The following is a 19078-nucleotide window of genomic DNA, read 5'->3' as shown; positions in this document are numbered from 1 at the left end:
CATCGATGGGAATGAACAAGTCTCGGCTTGAGCCGATTGTCTTCCATACATTAAACGGCGCACTGATGATCTTTATTGCGGTCGTGACCCTGTATCCGTTTCTGAATACTCTTGCCATATCTTTTAATGCGGGCAATGACACCATTCGAGGAGGCATCTATCTATGGCCGCGGGAATGGACGGACCAGAACTACAGAGCCGTATTTGCCGGAGGAACCATTTTCCAGGCCTTTGGAATCTCTGTGGCGAGAACGGTGCTGGGTACAATCCTTAGCCTGTTCCTGACTTCGATGCTGGCCTATACGCTAAGCCGTAAGGACTATATCCTTCGTAAGCCGATTACGATTGTCGTTGTGCTCACGATGTATTTCAGTGCAGGTCTGATTCCGACCTATTTCTTGATGAAGGATCTGCATTTGCTTAACAACTTCCTCGTCTACATTATTCCTGGCCTGATTAGTGCGTTTAACATGATTGTTATCCGTACGTATATCCAGACGCTCCCCGAGGGTCTGATTGAATCGGCCAAAATTGACGGGGCAGGCGATTTCAGAACGTTCATATCCATCATTCTGCCGCTGTGTCAGCCTGTGCTGGCAACCGTGGCGCTGTTCGTCGCTGTGGGGCAGTGGAATTCATGGTTTGATACGTTCTTGTACGCTTCCTCCAAGCAAAATTTGAGCACGTTGCAATACGAATTGATGAAGCTGTTGTCTTCGTCCATGAATTCCAACAGCAGCGCGGCAGTCGCCAACGGTGCAGATATTGGGGCGGCGCGTAACATGGTTACGCCAGTGTCCATTCGGGCAGCTATTACGATTGTGGCGGCTCTGCCAATACTGATTGTCTATCCGTTTCTGCAAAAATACTTCGTCCACGGTTTGCAACTGGGTAGTGTGAAGGAGTAATCCACAAGGAAGTGCAGAGTGTGGAGTATAAATCAGATAAGAAGAAAATCGGTCACAAGGTGGCCGATTTTTTGTTGTACATTAAAATGAAAAAAATTAAACGAAAACAGGCAAGCCTTCACCTTGGAGGTCGCTTTCCCCTTGATGCCCCTTTGTGAAGCCGAGTTCGAATGCGGTCATATAAGGATAGTAAACATGAAGGCGGCATCCGTGGATGCCGCTTATTAGCGTTTACATTGAAATCCGAAGTGAAACACCGAAATAAACCGGATTATCCTCCTAAAACGATCGGTTTTCCGTTAATTAAGTATGCCCAATATGGACCCGATTTTATAAGCTTATTCTTGTAGGCCAAAGGCTATTGGACCTAAAAAAATAAAGGATAAAGGAGAGGCTTCGTGAACGCGAACAAAGTGGCAAGAGAACGTCTTCCATGGTCAGGTTTGCTTGCTTTGGCTATGGCTGGATTTATATGCATTCTTACCGAAAGCCTGCCGGCGGGACTGCTGCCGCAAATAGCACAGGATCTGGAGATCGGGGAAGGTATGGCGGGACAACTCGTCACATTATATGCGGTGGGATCTCTTCTGGCAGCGATCCCCTTAACAACGGCTACACGTGGATGGAGACGCAGGCCGCTGTTATTACTCTGCATCCTTGGTTTTCTGGTATTTAACACCATTACGGCTGTATCTTCGGTGTACGGAGTGACCCTTGCTGCCCGTTTTATGGCGGGTGTATCTGCTGGTGTATTGTGGGGTATGACTGCGGGTTACGCACGCCGGATGGTTTCAAGCTCGTTAAAGGGAAAAGCGATGGCAGTGGCCATGGTGGGCACACCTTTGGCGCTTGCACTGGGCGTTCCGTTGGGTACCTTTTTGGGCAATTTCGCAGGATGGCGCCTTATTTTTGGAACAATCTCATTATTGACGGTTGCGCTTGTATTTTGGGTGCTATGGAAAGTACCTGATTATAAGGGGGAGCCTGCTCGTCATCAGCTTGCGCTTTATCGGATTTTTGTTATTCCCGGGGTACGTCCCATATTGTTTGTTGTTCTGGCCTGGGTACTCGCCCATAACATTCTGTACACGTATATATCACCTTATCTCGGCGAGACCGTGCTGTCCAGACGGGTTGATCTGGTTCTGCTGATCTTTGGAGTGACTTCGGTGATCGGTATATGGATTATTGGGTTATTGATTGATCGCTACATGAGGCTGTTAATTCTGATCAGTCTAGTGATATTTGCGCTAGCTTCGCTGGCCATGGGGGTCTTTATCCATCAACCGATGATGATCATTATGGGAGTAGGCGCCTGGGGACTTACATTTGGAGGAGCAGCAACGTTGTTGCAGACTGCAATTGCGCAAGCCGGGGGCAAGAGTGCCGATATCGCCCAATCCATGCTGGTGACAGCATGGAATCTGGGAATCGGGGGAGGGGGGATCGTCGGAGCCATCCTTCTGGAACAGATGGGGGCACGTTTCCTGCCGATTTCTCTGATCCTGTTGATCGTTATGGCTTTGATTGTCACCTGGTCCGCCAGAAAACATGGTTTTCCCAAGACAGGATAAAAACGAAATGAATCATTTACACTACATTCGTTCCTTCGATGAGATTTTTGGTTGCAATAGGTGAAGATATCGCGATGAGGGTGGTGTAGGTACCGTATTGATCACATCGGTCCCCAAATGCTTCGAGATCAGCAATGGAATCCGTCATGATCTTTAACAGGTAGTTATGCTCTCCGCTCACACGATGACATTCGACCACTTCCGGTGACGAGCAGCAGAAATCAAGAAAGGCATGACAATCCCGTGTGCGAAAAAGAAGATAGGATGTGCTCGACTTCCCTATTTTCTGTGGAGAAATGATGGTGCGGTACTCCTCGATTACACCGCTTTCTTCCAATCGCTTCACACGTTCCGTTACGGCGGGTTGAGATAAACCTACCAGCTTGCCCAACTCGGTCATGGATAGCCTCGCTTGGTTTTGCAAATGAAAGAGGATATTGGTATCGATTTGGTCCATGAGATGGCCCCCTTTTAAATTATAGGAAATACTTTGTAAATACCTTTATATTTATGGCGGATCAATATGGATAACTTTGTTGTCTTATGTAATGCAGATGAGATCATTTATATAATAAGCACACTTACTTTAAATAATCAAGGTACACATGGAGAGGAAGAGCGAAATGGGAGACAGAGATATGAAGTTTAATCTTGCATCTGTAGAAGAAGTAATTAACCGTACGTTGGCAGAAAAAAGAATCGTGGGTTCCGTTGTGCAGATTGCCTGGAAAGGGGAGCTCGTTTATAAAAGCGCTGCTGGATTCGCCGATCGGGAGCAGGACAGACGGATGCAAGAAAACGCACTGTTCAGGTATGCTTCTGTAACCAAGCCAATTGTATCCACCGCCGCCATGGTATTGATATCCCAGGGTAAATTGAAGTTGGATGACCTGGTTGTGAAATGGCTTCCTGAATTCCGTCCCAAACAGCCAAATGGGGAAATGGCCTCCATGAAGGTTCATCATCTGATGACACATACGGCGGGTTTAACGTACCGCTTTTTTCAGGAAAACGGGGGAACGTACGAACTTGCCGGAGTATCGGATGGGATGGATATTGCTGGCATTACGCTGGAAGAAAATTTGCTCAGGATTGCTTCTGCTCCACTGCTGTATGAGCCCGGGAAGATGTGGAGATATTCGATTGCAACAGATGTGCTTGGTGCAGTCATTGAGAAAGTGACCGGGATGACACTGCGAGAGGCAGTACAACGGCTCGTGACTCATCCACTGGGCATGAAGGACACGGATTTTGTTGTTGTGGATCCGGAGAGAATGACTGCTGCCTATGCGGACAGTTCCAACAGTTCTGGGCATCCTCGTCGCTTGGGTGCAGAGGAGCATGTTCCTTTTATTGACGGAACGGCAGGCTTCCAACTCGCACCCGAAAGATACCTTGATCCATCGGCCTATCTCTCAGGTGGCGCGGGGATGGTGGGAAGTGCAGGAGACTTTCTTCTTTTACTTGAAACACTGCGTCAAGGTGGGGGCTCCCTTCTTCCAGAGGCGCTGGTTAGCGAGATGACGACCAATCAGATTGGCGATCTTGTCATGCCTTATTGGCCGGGCAGGGGATTTGGTCTGGGATTCACCTTGCTGAAAGATCCGGTAAAGGCGGGCACCTCGGAGTCTGCTGGAACGTGGCGTATGGGAGGAACCTATGGTCACTCGTGGTTTGTTGATCCAGCAGAAGAGCTGAGCGTTGTTGCGTTCACGAATACAGCTCTTGAGGGCATGTCAGGCAGGTTTACGACTGAACTGTGCGAGGCTGTCTATGAGGGGATTGGGCGAAAGAGATAACTTGCATTATGGATTAATATGGAAAAATATGATAATGTAGAGCAGTAGGTTACAGTGAGTTCTAAATTGGATTCCGAAATGAGATGAGAAAATGGGTCACATCCGCAATAACCTGTTTGTTTTCGCAGGCAATTTTGCAGCTGCCTATATGATTTTTCCTGAAAAAACGATTGCCAAATCCATGATGTTCGCTGTACTGATGCTGTTGCTGAGCATGGGGATGGATCTGGTGAAAAGCAAAAATCAGCATTCGCTGGAGCGGCAGTGAGCCAGCTTGTCACTGCATCTTGGTGCGAAATACCTTGTCCATTTAATGAATGGAACCGATTCTCGACAGAGGATCGGTTTTTTGTGTACAGTTGAAGCATGGATGACTTAAAGGATGGTCAAGTCTGAGATTTTATGGAAATATGTTGAAAGGATTGAGAGTGACGAACCTGATTTTAATGAAATGTTGAGCGAATATTTCGAGGTGTTACAGTCCGGACTCAAAGCTTAATCGGCTTGTGGTGGTGAGCCAGAGTCCTCCTTTATCCGGCTCCCGTTTACATCATGTCTATTGTTCATTACACTTGGTTTATAGCAACTACTTAAATCCAAACTCGGATTATCAGGGGGAATATATTCATGCATCATTCCGCACATATTCAGGAAGCCAGAGATTACATATTAAACCGGATTAACGCCAAGCCTGTCGTGGGCATGATTCTGGGATCAGGGCTGGGGGCGCTCGCGGACGAGATCGAGAATGCTACAGTCATTCCCTATACGGACATTCCATATTTTGCTCAATCCGAAGCTATCGGGCATGCGAATGAATTGGTCATCGGAGAGCTGATGGGCAAGACCGTCGTTGCGATGAAAGGACGCCTTCATTATTATGAAGGGTTTACGCTGGGTGAAGTCACTTTCCCGGTTCGGATAATGAAAGCACTGGGCGTCGAGCAGTTGATTATCACCAATGCATGTGGAGCGATCAATACCAGCTTCGAACCGGGACAGCTTATGTTGATTACCGATCATATCAATCTGGTAGGCAATAATCCGCTGATGGGGCCGAATAATCCCGAACTGGGTGTGCGTTTCCCGGATGTGTCACAGGTGTACAACCGTGAACTGCGCAGTATTGCCATGCAGGTAGCGGAGGAGCAGAAGGTTAGTTTGCAGCAAGGGGTATATGCATGGTGGAGCGGTCCGGCGTATGAAACTCCAGCGGAGATTCGCATGATTCGTACGATGGGAGCGGATGCTGTGGGCATGTCCACGGTACCTGAAGCGATTGTAGCCATTCATGGCGGCATGAAAGTGCTGGGCATTTCTTGTCTGACTAATATGGCCTGCGGCATTCTGGACCAGCCGTTAAGTCATGATGAAGTGATTGAAGTTGCGGCGAAAGTGAAAACAACCTTCATCGGACTGGTCAAAGGTATTCTGAAAGAGATGTAATCTGTATTCGGAGAGGGATCTCTCCTCGCCTTTCAAAGTACTTGTGTATGAAGCATTGCCTCTGACGGAACATTTCCGTGGGGCAGTGCTTTTTGCTTTGTAGAACAAGCTGTATAGGAAGATGGGCACAAGCTCCCTTGTATTTTTCAGGTCTGTTATCGTACTGTTGAAAGATATGGAAGTGTGGATTACGTGAAAGAGAGGTGCCATGGATGCAAAAGATTAGAAGAACGAAACAGATTGAGGGCACAACAACCCCTGGAATCATACATAATGGCGGCCAACATTTTCTCATTCCGGTGCAGATCTATGAAGATGGGATGATCAATTGCTGGGAACTGGTTGATTTGAAGGGATTGAAGCAGAAGATCAACGATGATTGGATAGGTTCTCATGTACCGAGTGGAGAGGTGCTTTCCATCCATGGGTTGGGTGCCTACCAAGTCGACCAAGCGAACTGGGTGTATAACGACAGCAGTTACTACGAACATATTCAGCGTAAGGTCAGAACGCTCAATCCCGAATTCCAAAATATAACTGAAATCACACCGCGTCAGCAGAAGCTGATGGAGGCAAGAAGAATTTCACATTCGCCTACAGCGATTGATTTTGCCGTTGTAAGCGAATTGTTCTATGAAACGATACAAGGTGATGGATTCTCCATTTTCATGAGGTACGAAGGTCAGCACTACCTGGTCCATCTGGTTGTGTATGAGGATGGTCAGGTGGCCATCTATAACTTGCCACATCCCGTAAAGGTTTCAATCGATGACCTGGCGGTCTGGTTCAGAGACGGAACCTTTTTTACAACCATCGAACGCCCGGTAGTGATCACGATATTGGATCTGGGGGAAGTGACGTTCTCGGAAGAAAGTTATGCGGAAAATGTCGGTGACAAGTATCTGGAGTTGCTGGATATGTATAAGAAACTGAGTGGAGAACAAACGACGTTGGAAGAATGTCGCCACGCCTACCATATGTATTTGGAGGACCCCAGTGAGTACAATCGAACCCAACTGAAGGGAAAATATGAGCAGGTGCCTGAACATCAACGAATGTACCTGGGCGATATGGATACCAAGGATATGGATTATCAGCGCATCATCTATACTCCTGAGGAGAAGCGAGAAGTGTAGACTTTCCGTACCAGTTGAAATAACCAATAAAGCACACAAGGAGGAGGATTTAGAATGATCAAGCAAGCAGAACTGTTATGGCAACGTATTATTGCAAAAGGCGCGAGGGCAAATGCGGATTTTGAGGCTTCGCTCAATCTTCAGCAAGGTGCGACAAACGAAGATTTTCGATCCGTGGAAAATGAACTCGGGGTAATATTGCCTGAAGAGATGAAGGCTCTGTATCGAGTGCATAACGGACAAGTCTGGAGTATTGGCGTACCATCCTTTATTCGTAATCTGACATTGTCACCACTGGATCAGGTGAAGGAGAACTGGGCGTTTTTGCAGGAAGAATTCGACCCCGACGAGATGGAGCCCGAGATTGAAGATGATGCCGTTAAGCCGGTACTGTGGAATTGCAAATGGATTCCGATTGCTGCCAATGGTGGCGGAGATTATCTGTGTCTGGACACAGACCCATCAAGTACGGGAACTGTGGGACAGGTGTTGTACTTTTGGCATGATTGGGGACATCGGTCGGTTGAGGCTGCGGGATTATTTGAATTTATTCAGAAGTGTATGGAAGAAGAGGATGAGGACGATGAAACGTAGGCGGCTCATATCCAGAGTATTAAATCCGGGAAAGGAGTTCATCCAATGATCCAGATAACAATGCGTCAAGCTATACAGGCAGACCAAGAGCAACTTGCTGATTTGCGGGCCTTGGCTCTGTATGATGATTTAAACAGGCTGGGAAGGTACGATGAGGTGAAGGTTCGTGAACGTTTCCGTAATACATTTGACCCGGAGTATACATGGATAATTGAGGTCGAAGGTGCAGCGGTGGGGTGTGTAGCGTTGAAGCCCAAGTTGGAAGAGATGCTATTGGAACATTTCTATATCCATCCCGATGTTCAGGGACAGAAAATAGGAACTCAGGTGTTAAACACACTGCTGCAAAGGGATGAAGTTCAGGGAAGGCGTGTCATTTTAAATGTATTGCAGGGCAGCCCGGCTCGGCGTTTGTATGAACGCTTTGGGTTTGTCTTGGACAGTGAAGACGAGGTGGATGTGTTTATGTCCGTTCAAGTGCAGTAATTTTTACTGTACATCTATATAAGTTGAACTATTCTTTTACACAGAAACGGAGAGGACAGAAAAAACCTGGAAAAGCGAAGCTAAAAGCTTTCTGAAAGAAAGCTGCATCGGAAGCATATGCTTCGCCTTTATCAGCGGATTTTTCCCTTGAGAAAAGGGAATCAAAAAAATCTGGGGATAACAGCGATTGGAAGGTTATTCTGTCATAGGCGTGTTCAGTGTAAAATTTTTAGTTCAAATTATATAACAGATCCATTCATTTAATTGTTGAATGGGTCTATTGAACTTTTCTATTATACTTTCCAGTAACGGTACCCTAATATGGTTAATAACCTACTTTTTATATAGGAATTATATAGTATGGAGAATGCCAAGATGCCGCATTGGAAGCGAAATCTGTATATTCTGTGGTTTGGTCTGTTTTTCAATCATATGGCATACACCTTGTCCGTTCCATTCTTTCCGCTGTTTTTGCAAAAGGATCTTGGTATCCAGAGTGGACTGGAAGTCTGGTCCGGCGTCTCGATCTCAATCAGCTTTCTGATCAGTGGACTATGTGCTCCCTTCTGGGGATCGCTGGCTGACAGATACGGCAGCAAACTGATGCTGATTCGTTCGGGCGTTGGGCTCGCCATTGCTCATCTGGCTAACTATTTCGTTTATGATCCTTACTCGTTTATTGCTGTGCGGATATTTCAGGGACTCATGGCCGGCTTCAATCCTGCATCGATTACATTGGTCGGCACCAATACTCCGGAGAAGCATGTAGGTTATGCGCTTGGTGTCATCTCCACATCCACAGCTACCGGGGGAATTCTGGGGCCGCTTGTCGGTGGCGTGCTAAGCCATTGGATCGGGCTGCGCGGATGCTTTATCGCCTCGGGGATCATTACGCTGCTCTCGGCTGTGATGGTGATATGGGTCAAAGAAGCCCGTGGTCCCCGCACTGTGGTTCGCACAAGCATTCTGGGTGATTTGAAAAAAGCTGCCGCTACTCCGGGATTAATGGGGATCTATGGTTTGATTTTACTCGTTTCGACTTCCGTGCTCATCATTGAACCTGTGCTGACGCTTTATGTGGTCCAGATTGGTGGAGACGTCAGTAGTGCAACACTTAGTGCAGGAATCGTCTTCTCGGCCATCGGCGTGGCAACGGTCATTATGGGGCCTCGTTGGGGACGGATTGGCGGGAAGATCGGATACGAGAAAACGCTGTTTATCGGTCTGCTGGGCGGCGGCATTGGCAGTTTGCTGCAACTGACGGCGCATAACCTCATTTATTTTGGAAGTCTGCGATTTGTCTATGGCCTGTTCTTCGCTGCAGTGTATCCGGCCTTAAATGCGTTGATCATCAAATATGCGGACCGTGATTTCCGGGGGAGGGCTGTCAGTCTGAGTCAGACCGCGAATCAATTCGGTATTGTACTCGGCCCGTTACTCGGCGGTTTTCTGGGCGGATGGACGGGGATTCCTTTTGTTTTTCTCCTAACAGGCATTGTCCTTCTGGGAGCAGCCTGGACAGTCCGGGTAAGCGAAAGGAACCAGGCGAATAAACCGGGATTGGGGATGACAGCAGCAGAAGTGAGTGGAAACAGCATAAAGAAATGATGAAGCGGCTTTAAGAGAGAAAAAAGGATACTCGGCTGAAAGGGTCATCACCACAACACAGGGAGGAATTAATATGACACAACGGCGTTTGAGATTGGGAGCAAACCTGAATGGCGTGGGCAATAGCATCTCTTTTTGGCGACACCCGGATATTCCGATCAATGCCAGCGTAAATCTGGATTTCTACAAGAAGCAGGCGATGAAGGCGGAGGAAGGGAAGTTCGATCTGCTCTTTATTGCGGACGGTCTCTTTATTAATGAGAAATCCAATCCGCATTTCCTGAATCGTTTTGAGCCCTTAACCCTGCTCTCCGTTCTCGCGGGGGCAACCTCACACATCGGGTTGGTTGCGACGTTGTCCACCTCATATAGTGAACCGTTCACGGTGGCAAGACAATTTGCCTCTCTGGATCAGATTAGTGGAGGACGAGCCGGATGGAATGTAGTGACTTCACCACTGGAAGGCTCGGCACTGAATTTTGGCAAAGGCGAACATCCGAACCACGCGCTGCGTTACGAAATTGCAGAAGAACATTTGAATGTGGTCAAAGGGCTGTGGGACTCCTGGGAGGATGACGCGTTTATTGGAGATAAAGAGAACGGCGTTTTCTTCGACCCATCCAAGTTACATACGCTGAACCACAAGGGAGATCACTTTTCCGTCCAAGGTCCACTCAATGTAGCGCGCTCGAAGCAGGGACATCCGGTCGTTTTCCAGGCAGGTTCTTCTGCATCCGGTAAGGATCTGGCGGCCCGGTCGGCGGATGCTGTGTACACGGGGCATGAGACGCTGGAGGAGGCTCGGGAGTTCTATTTGGACGTGAAAGCAAGAGCGGTGGCCTATGGGCGTAAGCCAGAAGATATCTTGATTTTCCCTGGCATCGGTCCCATCGTGGGCAGAACGGAGGAAGAAGCGGAGCGCAAGTATCAGGAAATCGCGGAGTTGGTCGATATTGACCATGCATTGAATTATTTGGGACGTTACTTCGATCACTATGACTTCGCCCAGTTCCCATTGGATGAGCCTTTCCCCGAGATCGGTGATTTGGGCAGCAACAGCTTCCGCAGTACAACGGACAAGATCAAGCAGCAGGCACGAGAACAGGGACTGACCCTCCGCCAAGTGGCATTGCTTGCATCGACGCCTCGCACATCCTTTATCGGTACACCGGATCAGATCGCAGATCAGATTGAGGAGTGGTTCGAAGGCGAAGCTGCGGATGGTTTCAACATTCGCACGGTCGTACCGAACGGACTGGCGGACTTCGTGGATCTAGTCGTACCTGTCTTACAAGATCGCGGGCTGTTCCGTACCGAGTATGAGCATGAGACACTGCGGGGTAATCTGGGTCTTGAGATTCCACGCAATCGTTATTCATTGGAGACGGCAAAATAAATCAATCATGGCTCATCGAACTTGCTTCCAGTTCAGAATGCTTTAAAGGCAATCCATAGAGCCTCTAGCATATTGATCGATTAACCACAACACGAAGAAACCAGCAATTCGCCCATCATCTGGGGACTTGCTGGTTTCTTTAGTTGATCTGTTGCAATTATACAATTATACTCTCAGATCAATCTCAAACGTCTTGATCTCATACGGCTCAAGTGTAAAAGTTACCGGCGTATCATGCAGAAGTTCACCATCCGGTACTTCCATTAGATTGCATTCTCTCCACGCGTGAATCCGCAGATCACTTGTCAGTTCCAGCGTATTCATGCTGCCGGAATAATCATGAACGCGTACGATGACACAATTGGAGTCCTCGGCCTTCTTGACCGCCGAGATCATGGCTGTGCTGCCGGACAAGGTGAACATGGAGCGACTTGGCTGCTCTGATTGTCCTTGTGTATATCGAAGTGGAGCATTCAGAAGCCAGGCCTGCTGCACGGTTCCACCCACCAGCCAATCCCCCTGGTGCGGAAGAAGAGCATAGGTGAAGTGGTGCAGCCCTTGATCTGCATGTGGATCAGGATGAGTCGCGCTCTTGATCAGGGTTAACCTCATCACGTTATCTTTGATGTCATAACCGTATTTGGAATCATTCAGAAAGCTGACGCCATAACCTCTGTCGGACAGATCGGCCCATTGATGGCCAACGGATTCGAAACGTGCCCAGTCCCAGCTTGTATTCCAGTGCGTCGGCCGTTTAACGTTGCCGAACTGAATGTCATAGGTGGCTTCAGTAGATCGGATGGCGACTGGGAAGGCAACCTTCAGCAGTTGCTGCTGTTCATGCCAATCCACCTCAGTGGCGTAATCGACTCGTCGATGCCCGGTATATACAGTCATGTTCTGTGTAATGGTGGAGCCAAGGTATTCCCAAGCGAAGCGGATCACGGCCTGAAGCGGCCCAGTCTCTACGACTTCAATGCTGGTGCATGTCGTAATCTCTCGCATATTTTCCTGATAGAAGATATCAATATCCCAGGCCTCATGGGCCAGCGGTTTATCCTCGAACACCTGAAGCACATTGCCTCTCGCCCCTTTGGCAAGCACCTCGCGTTGAGACTCTTTATCGTAAAGGCGGGTCAACTGTCCATCCTTGTTCCACTCGAGCAGATAGAACGGTGTCTCGATCCCATTGGCTGTGTGGATAAATGGCGAATGATCATCAGGGATTTCGTTTACCGTACTGCTCTGGAAGTAAATGGTGGTATACCCCAGCGAAGGAATATCCTTCACCTCGATGGACCAACGTGCATCCTGGTATTGAGCGTTCAGGAGCTCGCCAGAATCGCTCAGCCAAGTTCCTGATTCCAGTTCGCCTGAAGCCGCAGGAATGCTCACGATCTCTGTAACGACCCATGGGGAAGCATTCCAGATGGTGTACGTATAAGGAGATTCTCCGCTGCCAGCGATAGCCATCCGAGCCTGCGAGTCTACGTGACTGCCAATCTGCTCAGCTTCTGCATATTCAATTCTGCTGTCCTCATACACCTCTGTGATGGAGGAACCGGGAATGATGTCATGGAACTGGTTGCGCAAAATGATTTTCCATCCCTCGGTCAGGGACTTCGCTTGATACAGATTCCAGTCATTGTGCACAATACTTTGCCATGCATTCAGCCATTCCGCTTCACGGTAAGCCAGCTCAAGCTTGCGGTTCATCCGTTTGTTGTACGCCTGACTGGTATACGTTCCGCGGTGATACTCCAGATAAAGTTCGCCATCCCATGTATGGATGTACGAATCGGTTTTCTCCACCGTCTCCTGCAGCTTTTCAAAATAATCATCTGCGCGCCCAGTCTTGACTTTGGGCAATCCGGGCAGTTGATCCAGCCGTCGTCTCATCTCCAGCATTTCGCGGTTAACTCCGCCTCCACCGTCTCCGTATCCGTACGACAGCAGCAGATCCTGGTTCATCTCCTTATCACGGTAGGCATCCCAGATGCCCTTGACCGTCTTCGGAATGATTTTCCCGTTATAGGTATAGAACCATGAACCCGGCTCGGACCAAGGCTCGGGTGTAGTAATGAAGTGGGTCAGCACCTCTGAGCCGTCAATGCCGCGCCAGTGGAATGTATCGAATGGCATGCGGTTGTATTGGTTCCAGCTAATTTTGGTTGTCATGAACGTATGAATGCCGGATTTTTTCAGAATTTGCGGCAAGGACCAGCTGTAGCCGAAAACATCGGGCAACCATAGATATCGGCAATCCGTCCCGAATTCTTCTTTGAGAAAACGAGTGCCAATCAGCAATTGTCGGACCAGGGATTCACCCGAGGTCAGGTTGCAGTCAGCCTCCAGCCACATGCCACCGCCCGCTTCCCAGCGACCTTCAGCGACACGTTCCTTGATGGACTCGTACAGTTCCGGGTAGTCCTCTTTCACATATTCGTACAATTGCGGCTGTGTCTGAAGGAAAACATACTCCGGGAACATCTCCATCAGGCGCATGACCGTAGAGAAGGAGCGGGCGCATTTCTCTCGCGTGTGCTTCAACCGCCACAGCCAGGCAACGTCAATATGAGTATGGCCGATACAAGTAACGGTCACATCAGAGGCTTTGTCCATCGCATTCAATCGGGAGCTCAAGTCATCCCTTGCGTCATGCACAGAGGAATAGAAAATATCAGACTTAGGCTGCGACCAGTCAATCAGGCGGAAGGACTGCTGGAGTGCATGAAGCAGCTTTGTGCGTTCCGGTGCATGGGCATCCAGAATGTTGACCGTTTCCAGAATTGCTGACCCTGTAAATACAAGATCATCAACAGCTTCATCCAGCCAGCACAGTTCTGCTTGTCTGAACGTATGCGTTTGGTTGCGGGGCTGGCCGCCACCTTCCAGACCGGACCATAAGCGGAAGACCAACTCGTTGGTGCTGCCTGCGGCAGAGGCTGGAAAGAACACTTCCTTGTGGTTCGAATCCACGCCTTGATAAGGTTTGCCATCCCAGTAGAACAGCGACTCAAAGCCGGAATTGTTACCACCGCCGGTATCGCCAAAATCAAACAGGCCGACAATCCGTTTATCCTCCCAGGAGGAAGGGAACTCGGCTTTTGTACGCAGCCACAAATAGAGATCACGACCGGACCAGTTCTCTCCTGTATGCATAGGCTTCCAATCACTATCGTCCCCTGGCAGGGCAGGGTTAATCTCTTCCCTGCGGTCTTCGCAGGCAAGAAAAGCATGTAAAGGTAAACGATCCCGGTAACGGAGCTCGGATAATTCATGGATACGTGCTTGAAGTTTGTTTTCAGTAAGAAACATCGTTAAGAACCCCCAGTCATTTTATCGGGGAGTGATCCATATGTAGAGAGCATCCAAAGCGAGTATGTATTACATAAATTCATAGGGGAATGCGCCCATTATAGCGCTTCCATTCGTTTTTGACAAACCAAAATATGGATTACGTATCCTGGGGGCAGGTGATTGTCGAATTTAACCAAACGGTGATACACTGAGTTGGAAATGGGTCTGAAGGAGGTGTTCAGGCACGAATGTCCAGGATACGAACCATGTATAGAAATTACCTGAAGAAAAAAATGTTCAACAAAATTCTGTTGTTTTATTCCATGGTCATGGTCCTGTTGTTCATCAGTGTCTCGGTGCTGGCCTACCGTTACTATGAGCAACGAGTCGTACAGGAACAGATGGATGCCAGTCTGCAGGAACTGGATATTGTCAGTATCAATCTGAATCAGCAGTACGAACGACTGTATAACGCCGTGCAGCAGATTTATACCGACGCCATGATCGGCGACGATTTGAAGTATTTTCTGACGCATGAATATGAGGATTTTCTCAATTGGCGCCTGAATCAATATGCTTACAGCTACCGTACGGAGCGTGGGAACTTTGATTATCAACTGCGTCTGCTGCTAAAGGATGAAGCCTCAATTGCAAATGTCGTGTTATACAGCATGGATCAGGATTTCTTCTATGTACTCAATCGGGAGACCCAGCACTTTTACTATCAACCCAAGCTGTCAGCAGGCCATAAGGACTGGTTCCAACGGCTGCGGAGTGCACCGTGGCAGTACATGGGCAGCGAGCCGCTTTTTGAAGGGAAAATGGATGATGTTCCTACCCCGTACAGCTACGCCAATGTGCTCAAGGACTCCGTGACATTGAAGCAGTACGGTGCAATTATGTTTGAGCTAAATACAGATCGCATCAAAGGGTTATTGCGAGACAGACTCGACGGCAAAGACAACAGGATCATGCTGATGACCGGGGAAGGTCAGGTGATTTTCGATTCGCAGGGCAAGTATGATAACACCGTCTACCCTTATTGGGGGCAGATGAATTTACAGGAGGATTGGGTCAATCTGGAGGAACCCTCCAAAGTGCAGCTGCTGAATATCGGGAATACAGGCATGGTCGTGGCTGCCATTATTCCGGAGTCACACATCAAACAGAGCCTCCAGACGATTCGTCTCAGTCTTATCGGTATAGTCATCCTGTGCATCATTGTTAGTTTTGCGGTAACATTCACCATCATTCGCCGATATTCCAAAAAAATTCACAGGCTCGTCCTTTACATGCGGCGCTGGCAGGAGGGGGATCTGAGTAAGCGGATCGAGATGGAGGGTGAAGATGAATTACAGCAGATTTCGCAGAGATTTAACCATATGTGTGATCGGCTGGAGTCTTACATAGAGACGGTATATGTGTCGGAGATCAAGCAAAAGAATGCGCAGCTCGTGGCTTTGCAAGCCCAGATCAACCCCCATTTTCTGTACAACACGTTGGAAAGCATCCGTATGAAAGCCATCAGCATGGGAGCCAGGGATGTTGGACAGATGATTTATATTCTTGCCACGATGTTCCGGCATTTGATCAAAAAGCAGACGCATGTAACCTTGGCAGAGGAAATCGAGCTGTGCGGCATGTACCTGGCTTTGGTTCAGTACAGGTATGAGGACAAATTGGACGTGGAGACTCATATCGAGAATGCAGCGGCGGGGAGCATGATCGTCAAGTTGTTGATCCAGCCAATCATTGAAAATTACATTGTACATGGTTTTCGCACGAATGATGATGATAACCGGATTTCCATCACAGCCGCAGAAGCAGATGGCGTAATCCGTATTCGTGTAAAGGATAACGGAAAAGGGATTTCCGCGGAGAGGTTGCTTGAACTGCAAAACGCGTTGCACACGGGCGATGAAACTACGAAGACATCCGATCAATCTTTGGGTCTTAAGAATGTCCACGACCGCATACGCCTGAATTATGGCAGCGATTATGGCCTCCATCTGAACAGTGTGGAAGGCGAAGGATGTGAGGTGACGCTCAATATTCCAGTCACAAGGGAGGAAGCGGGATGAGAAGTGTAATGTTGGTCGATGATGAGCCGCTGATTGTAAAAGGAATGCAAGCCATCATTGATTGGGATCAGAATAATATGCAGATTGCGGGTACGGCCTGCAATGGGTTGGAAGCGCTAGCAATAATGGACGAGGGACCTGTCGATCTGATTATTACGGATATCATGATGCCGCAAATGACCGGACTTGAGCTGATCCGGGAGATCAAAGAGCGCAGTCCGTATACCAAATTCATTATTTTGAGCGGATACGAAGAATTTAAATATGTGCGGGAAGGCATCTCGCTGGGGGTAGAGAACTACCTGCTCAAGCCAGTCAATATGGACGAATTGGAAGCAACCATCAAGCATATGCAGCGCGACTGGGAGCAGGAGGAAATCCGCCAGATTCAGATGGATCAGAGCTGGAGGATTCTGCGCAACAATATTTTGCAGCGGTGGGCGAACGAGACCATTGACGCCAAAGAATTTCGGGAGCGTGCGCAACTGCTGGAGATTCCCATGAACAAGTCCGGTTATTGTGCAGCCGCTCTGCGGATTGTAGGGGATGACGAAGGGAATGATCCGCAGATACACCTTGCAGGAATCGCTGAGAAGTGCGAACTGCTCGGAAACCAAGGCCTTCCGGATGGCTGCGGGGTAATCTGCTTTCCCGATCAGGAAGGAGATATCATCCTGCTGTTCGTTTCAGCCAGTACGGAAGATCGTGATGAATGGCAGCTTCAGGCATTCAGCAGGATGAAGCAAGCGGTTGCCGAGGACACAGGTGCACGTGTATGGGGGATCATCGGTCAATCCGAGTCGACCTATCTGGGTTTTCCGAAGAGCTGCAAATCCGTAAAGCTGTGGCTTCAGAACCATTTGTTTATGGATGGTGATACCTTCATCATGCATGTGGAGAGCGAAGAAGACGCCAATCTGCATCAGGAGAAGCCAGGGCCAGCGATGGAGCAGTTCCACAAGCTGCTGCGGGATGGGGAAGGTACAGAAGTGGACCGGTTCATCGACGAATTCTTCATGGTTGAGGGTGAGGAACGCTGTTTTCCAAGAACACCGTTCTTTAATTCGGCCATCCAGCTGATGCTGGCTGCCAAGGAATTGGAGAAAACACCTGACTATGGGGAAATCTTCGGACCATTGTCCAGAATTCATACGCTCAGCAAACTGAAGCAGCTTGTGAGGAAAACTGTTCATCGTACGCTGAATACATATCATACCGCCGAGAAAACGTACAGTCCGCATATCATGGCTGTGCTGGAGGTGGTGAAGAATCACTACCAGGATGAGCTTTCACTTAAGACGCTCAGTCAGCGGCTGGAGCTCCATCCGAACTACCTCGGCCAATTATTTCAGCAAGAAGTCGGCACCACCTTTTCCGATTATGTGAACCAGTACCGAATTGAGCGCGCCACTCATTTGCTGTTATATTCGGACAAAAAGACGGCCGAAATCGCGGGCGAGGTGGGCTACTGGGACTCCACTTATTTTTACAGACAATTCAAGAAATATGCGGGGGTTTCTCCCACGGAGCTGCGCTCCATCTACATGAAAAAATAAGCCGGGCTTGCCGGCTGAGTGAAGACACACCCCGTTCGGGTGTGTTTTTTTTGCCATGGAATACATGCACGATCTTTAATTAATCCATCAATTTATTGGGTTTTTCAACTATCCCCAAATTGGTAGCGCTTGCATAATGGAGGAAGGAGTGAACGAGGAATCCAAAGCACCAAAAGGGCTTAGGTCTGCCATTGTTGGTCATAGGGGATTAATACGGGGTGCAGCTAAGTGACAGTGAATGCGATTTTATAAGGAGGGACAGCCGTGCTGGGCATCTTCAAAAGTCTGATGAAGAACAAGGCGTTTCTTCTGCTGGTACTGCCGGGAGCAGCGTGGTTTATCATTTTTGCCTATTTGCCAATGTTCGGAACGATTATTGCTTTTAAGGACTTTCGGATTCATCCGGGCGGATTTCTTGAAAGCGTTCTAAAAAGCGAATGGGTCGGGTTTAAAAACTTTGAGTTTCTGTTCTCAACCAGTGACGCCTATATCATCACACGTAATACCATTCTGTATAACCTGGGTCTGATCTTTCTCGGGTTGGTGCTCGCGGTGACGCTTGCGATCATTATGAACGAACTGCTGAATAAACGGCTGGCGAAGATCTACCAGACCGCGATGTTTATGCCTTATTTCCTGTCCTGGGTTATTATCAGTTATTTCGTCTTTTCGTTTCTGAGTGTGGAAAAGGGTGTGTTCAACCAGATCATTACCTATTTCGGAGGAGATCCGGTCAGTTGGTACAGCGAGACAGGGTATTGGCCGTATTTTCTCATTCTGCTCGGCCTGTGGAAAGGTGCAGGTTATGGCAGCGTAGTTTATCTGGCAGCAATCGCGGGTATCGACCGCTCTTATTATGAGGCAGCGATGATCGACGGCGCTACCAAGTGGAAACAGATCCGGTACATTACGCTGCCGCTGCTCAGGCCGCTGATGATCATTCTTACCATTCTGGCGATCGGCGGTATCTTCCGTTCCGACTTTGGACTGTTCTATCAGGTTCCGCGGGATTCCGGTGCACTGTATCCGGTCACTAATGTCATCGACACGTTTGTATACCGCGGCCTAACCATTATGGGCGATACGGGAATGAGTACGGCTACAGGATTGTATCAATCGGTCGTTGGTTTGATTCTTGTCCTGCTGGCGAACTATGCTGTGCGTAAAATTGAAAAGGATTATGCCGTATTCTAG

General features: G+C 48.5%; 15 protein-coding genes. 13 read left to right on the top strand and 2 right to left on the bottom strand.

Annotation, left to right across the window (positions count from 1 at the left end; genetic code table 11):
- Nucleotides 1-5: 5 nt before the first annotated feature.
- Nucleotides 6-908 carry a carbohydrate ABC transporter permease gene (locus JNUCC31_RS06895; protein ID WP_062324824.1) on the top strand — a complete coding sequence of 301 codons (903 nt, stop codon included), beginning with the start codon at nt 6-8 and terminating at the stop codon, nt 906-908.
- A 458-nt stretch (nt 909-1366) separates the two neighbouring features.
- Nucleotides 1367-2482: an MFS transporter gene (locus tag JNUCC31_RS06890; protein WP_192272833.1), complete on the top strand. Its 1116-nt coding sequence runs from the start codon at nt 1367-1369 to the stop codon at nt 2480-2482.
- 16 nt (nt 2483-2498) lie between these two features.
- Here JNUCC31_RS06890 and JNUCC31_RS06885 read toward each other — a convergent pair whose 3' ends face one another.
- Nucleotides 2499-2939, bottom strand: coding sequence for an Lrp/AsnC family transcriptional regulator (locus JNUCC31_RS06885; protein ID WP_192269930.1), 441 nt, complete (start codon nt 2937-2939; stop codon nt 2499-2501).
- Nucleotides 2940-3120: 181 nt separating this feature from the next.
- Between JNUCC31_RS06885 and JNUCC31_RS06880 the strand changes: the two genes are divergently transcribed.
- From JNUCC31_RS06880 to JNUCC31_RS06845, 8 genes are all read left to right on the top strand, one after another.
- A complete protein-coding gene (locus tag JNUCC31_RS06880; RefSeq protein ID WP_228469558.1) occupies nt 3121-4281 on the top strand; it encodes a serine hydrolase domain-containing protein in 1161 nt (386 codons plus the stop codon).
- A gap of 91 nt (nt 4282-4372) precedes the next feature.
- On the top strand, nt 4373-4549 hold the full coding sequence (locus JNUCC31_RS06875) for a hypothetical protein (RefSeq protein ID WP_192269924.1): 177 nt from the start codon (nt 4373-4375) through the stop codon (nt 4547-4549).
- A gap of 359 nt (nt 4550-4908) precedes the next feature.
- Nucleotides 4909-5727: a purine-nucleoside phosphorylase gene (locus tag JNUCC31_RS06870; protein ID WP_192269921.1), complete on the top strand. Its 819-nt coding sequence runs from the start codon at nt 4909-4911 to the stop codon at nt 5725-5727.
- Nucleotides 5728-5939: 212 nt separating this feature from the next.
- On the top strand, nt 5940-6863 hold the full coding sequence (locus tag JNUCC31_RS06865; protein WP_192269918.1) for a DUF7638 domain-containing protein: 924 nt from the start codon (nt 5940-5942) through the stop codon (nt 6861-6863).
- 54 nt (nt 6864-6917) lie between these two features.
- Complete coding sequence (locus JNUCC31_RS06860; RefSeq protein WP_192269915.1) at nt 6918-7457, top strand: SMI1/KNR4 family protein; 540 nt, start codon at nt 6918-6920, stop codon at nt 7455-7457.
- Nucleotides 7458-7502: 45 nt separating this feature from the next.
- Nucleotides 7503-7943 carry a GNAT family N-acetyltransferase gene (locus JNUCC31_RS06855; protein ID WP_192269912.1) on the top strand — a complete coding sequence of 147 codons (441 nt, stop codon included), beginning with the start codon at nt 7503-7505 and terminating at the stop codon, nt 7941-7943.
- 360 nt (nt 7944-8303) lie between these two features.
- Nucleotides 8304-9551: an MFS transporter gene (locus tag JNUCC31_RS06850; RefSeq protein ID WP_228469557.1), complete on the top strand. Its 1248-nt coding sequence runs from the start codon at nt 8304-8306 to the stop codon at nt 9549-9551.
- Nucleotides 9552-9624: 73 nt separating this feature from the next.
- Nucleotides 9625-10947, top strand: coding sequence for an LLM class flavin-dependent oxidoreductase (locus JNUCC31_RS06845; RefSeq protein WP_192269909.1), 1323 nt, complete (start codon nt 9625-9627; stop codon nt 10945-10947).
- A 165-nt stretch (nt 10948-11112) separates the two neighbouring features.
- On the opposite strand, the gene JNUCC31_RS06840 is transcribed toward JNUCC31_RS06845, so the two are convergent.
- Complete coding sequence (locus JNUCC31_RS06840; protein ID WP_192269906.1) at nt 11113-14265, bottom strand: alpha-mannosidase; 3153 nt, start codon at nt 14263-14265, stop codon at nt 11113-11115.
- 248 nt (nt 14266-14513) lie between these two features.
- Here JNUCC31_RS06840 and JNUCC31_RS06835 point away from each other — a divergent pair, with 248 nt between their 5' ends.
- The 3 genes from JNUCC31_RS06835 to JNUCC31_RS06825 all read left to right on the top strand — a co-directional run bounded on the left by JNUCC31_RS06835 (nt 14514) and on the right by JNUCC31_RS06825 (nt 19078).
- Nucleotides 14514-16328: a cache domain-containing sensor histidine kinase gene (locus JNUCC31_RS06835; protein ID WP_228469556.1), complete on the top strand. Its 1815-nt coding sequence runs from the start codon at nt 14514-14516 to the stop codon at nt 16326-16328.
- Nucleotides 16325-17884, top strand: a complete 1560-nt coding sequence (locus tag JNUCC31_RS06830) for a response regulator transcription factor (RefSeq protein ID WP_192269900.1) — start codon at nt 16325-16327, stop codon at nt 17882-17884. Before JNUCC31_RS06835 ends, JNUCC31_RS06830 begins: the two co-directional genes overlap by 4 nt.
- Nucleotides 17885-18172: 288 nt before the next feature.
- Nucleotides 18173-19078: an ABC transporter permease gene (locus tag JNUCC31_RS06825; protein ID WP_205524889.1), complete on the top strand. Its 906-nt coding sequence runs from the start codon at nt 18173-18175 to the stop codon at nt 19076-19078.

The organism is Paenibacillus sp. JNUCC-31, from assembly GCF_014844075.1.
Classification (GTDB): Bacteria; Bacillota; Bacilli; order Paenibacillales; family Paenibacillaceae; genus Paenibacillus.
This window is presented reverse-complemented; position numbering and strand designations above follow the sequence as displayed.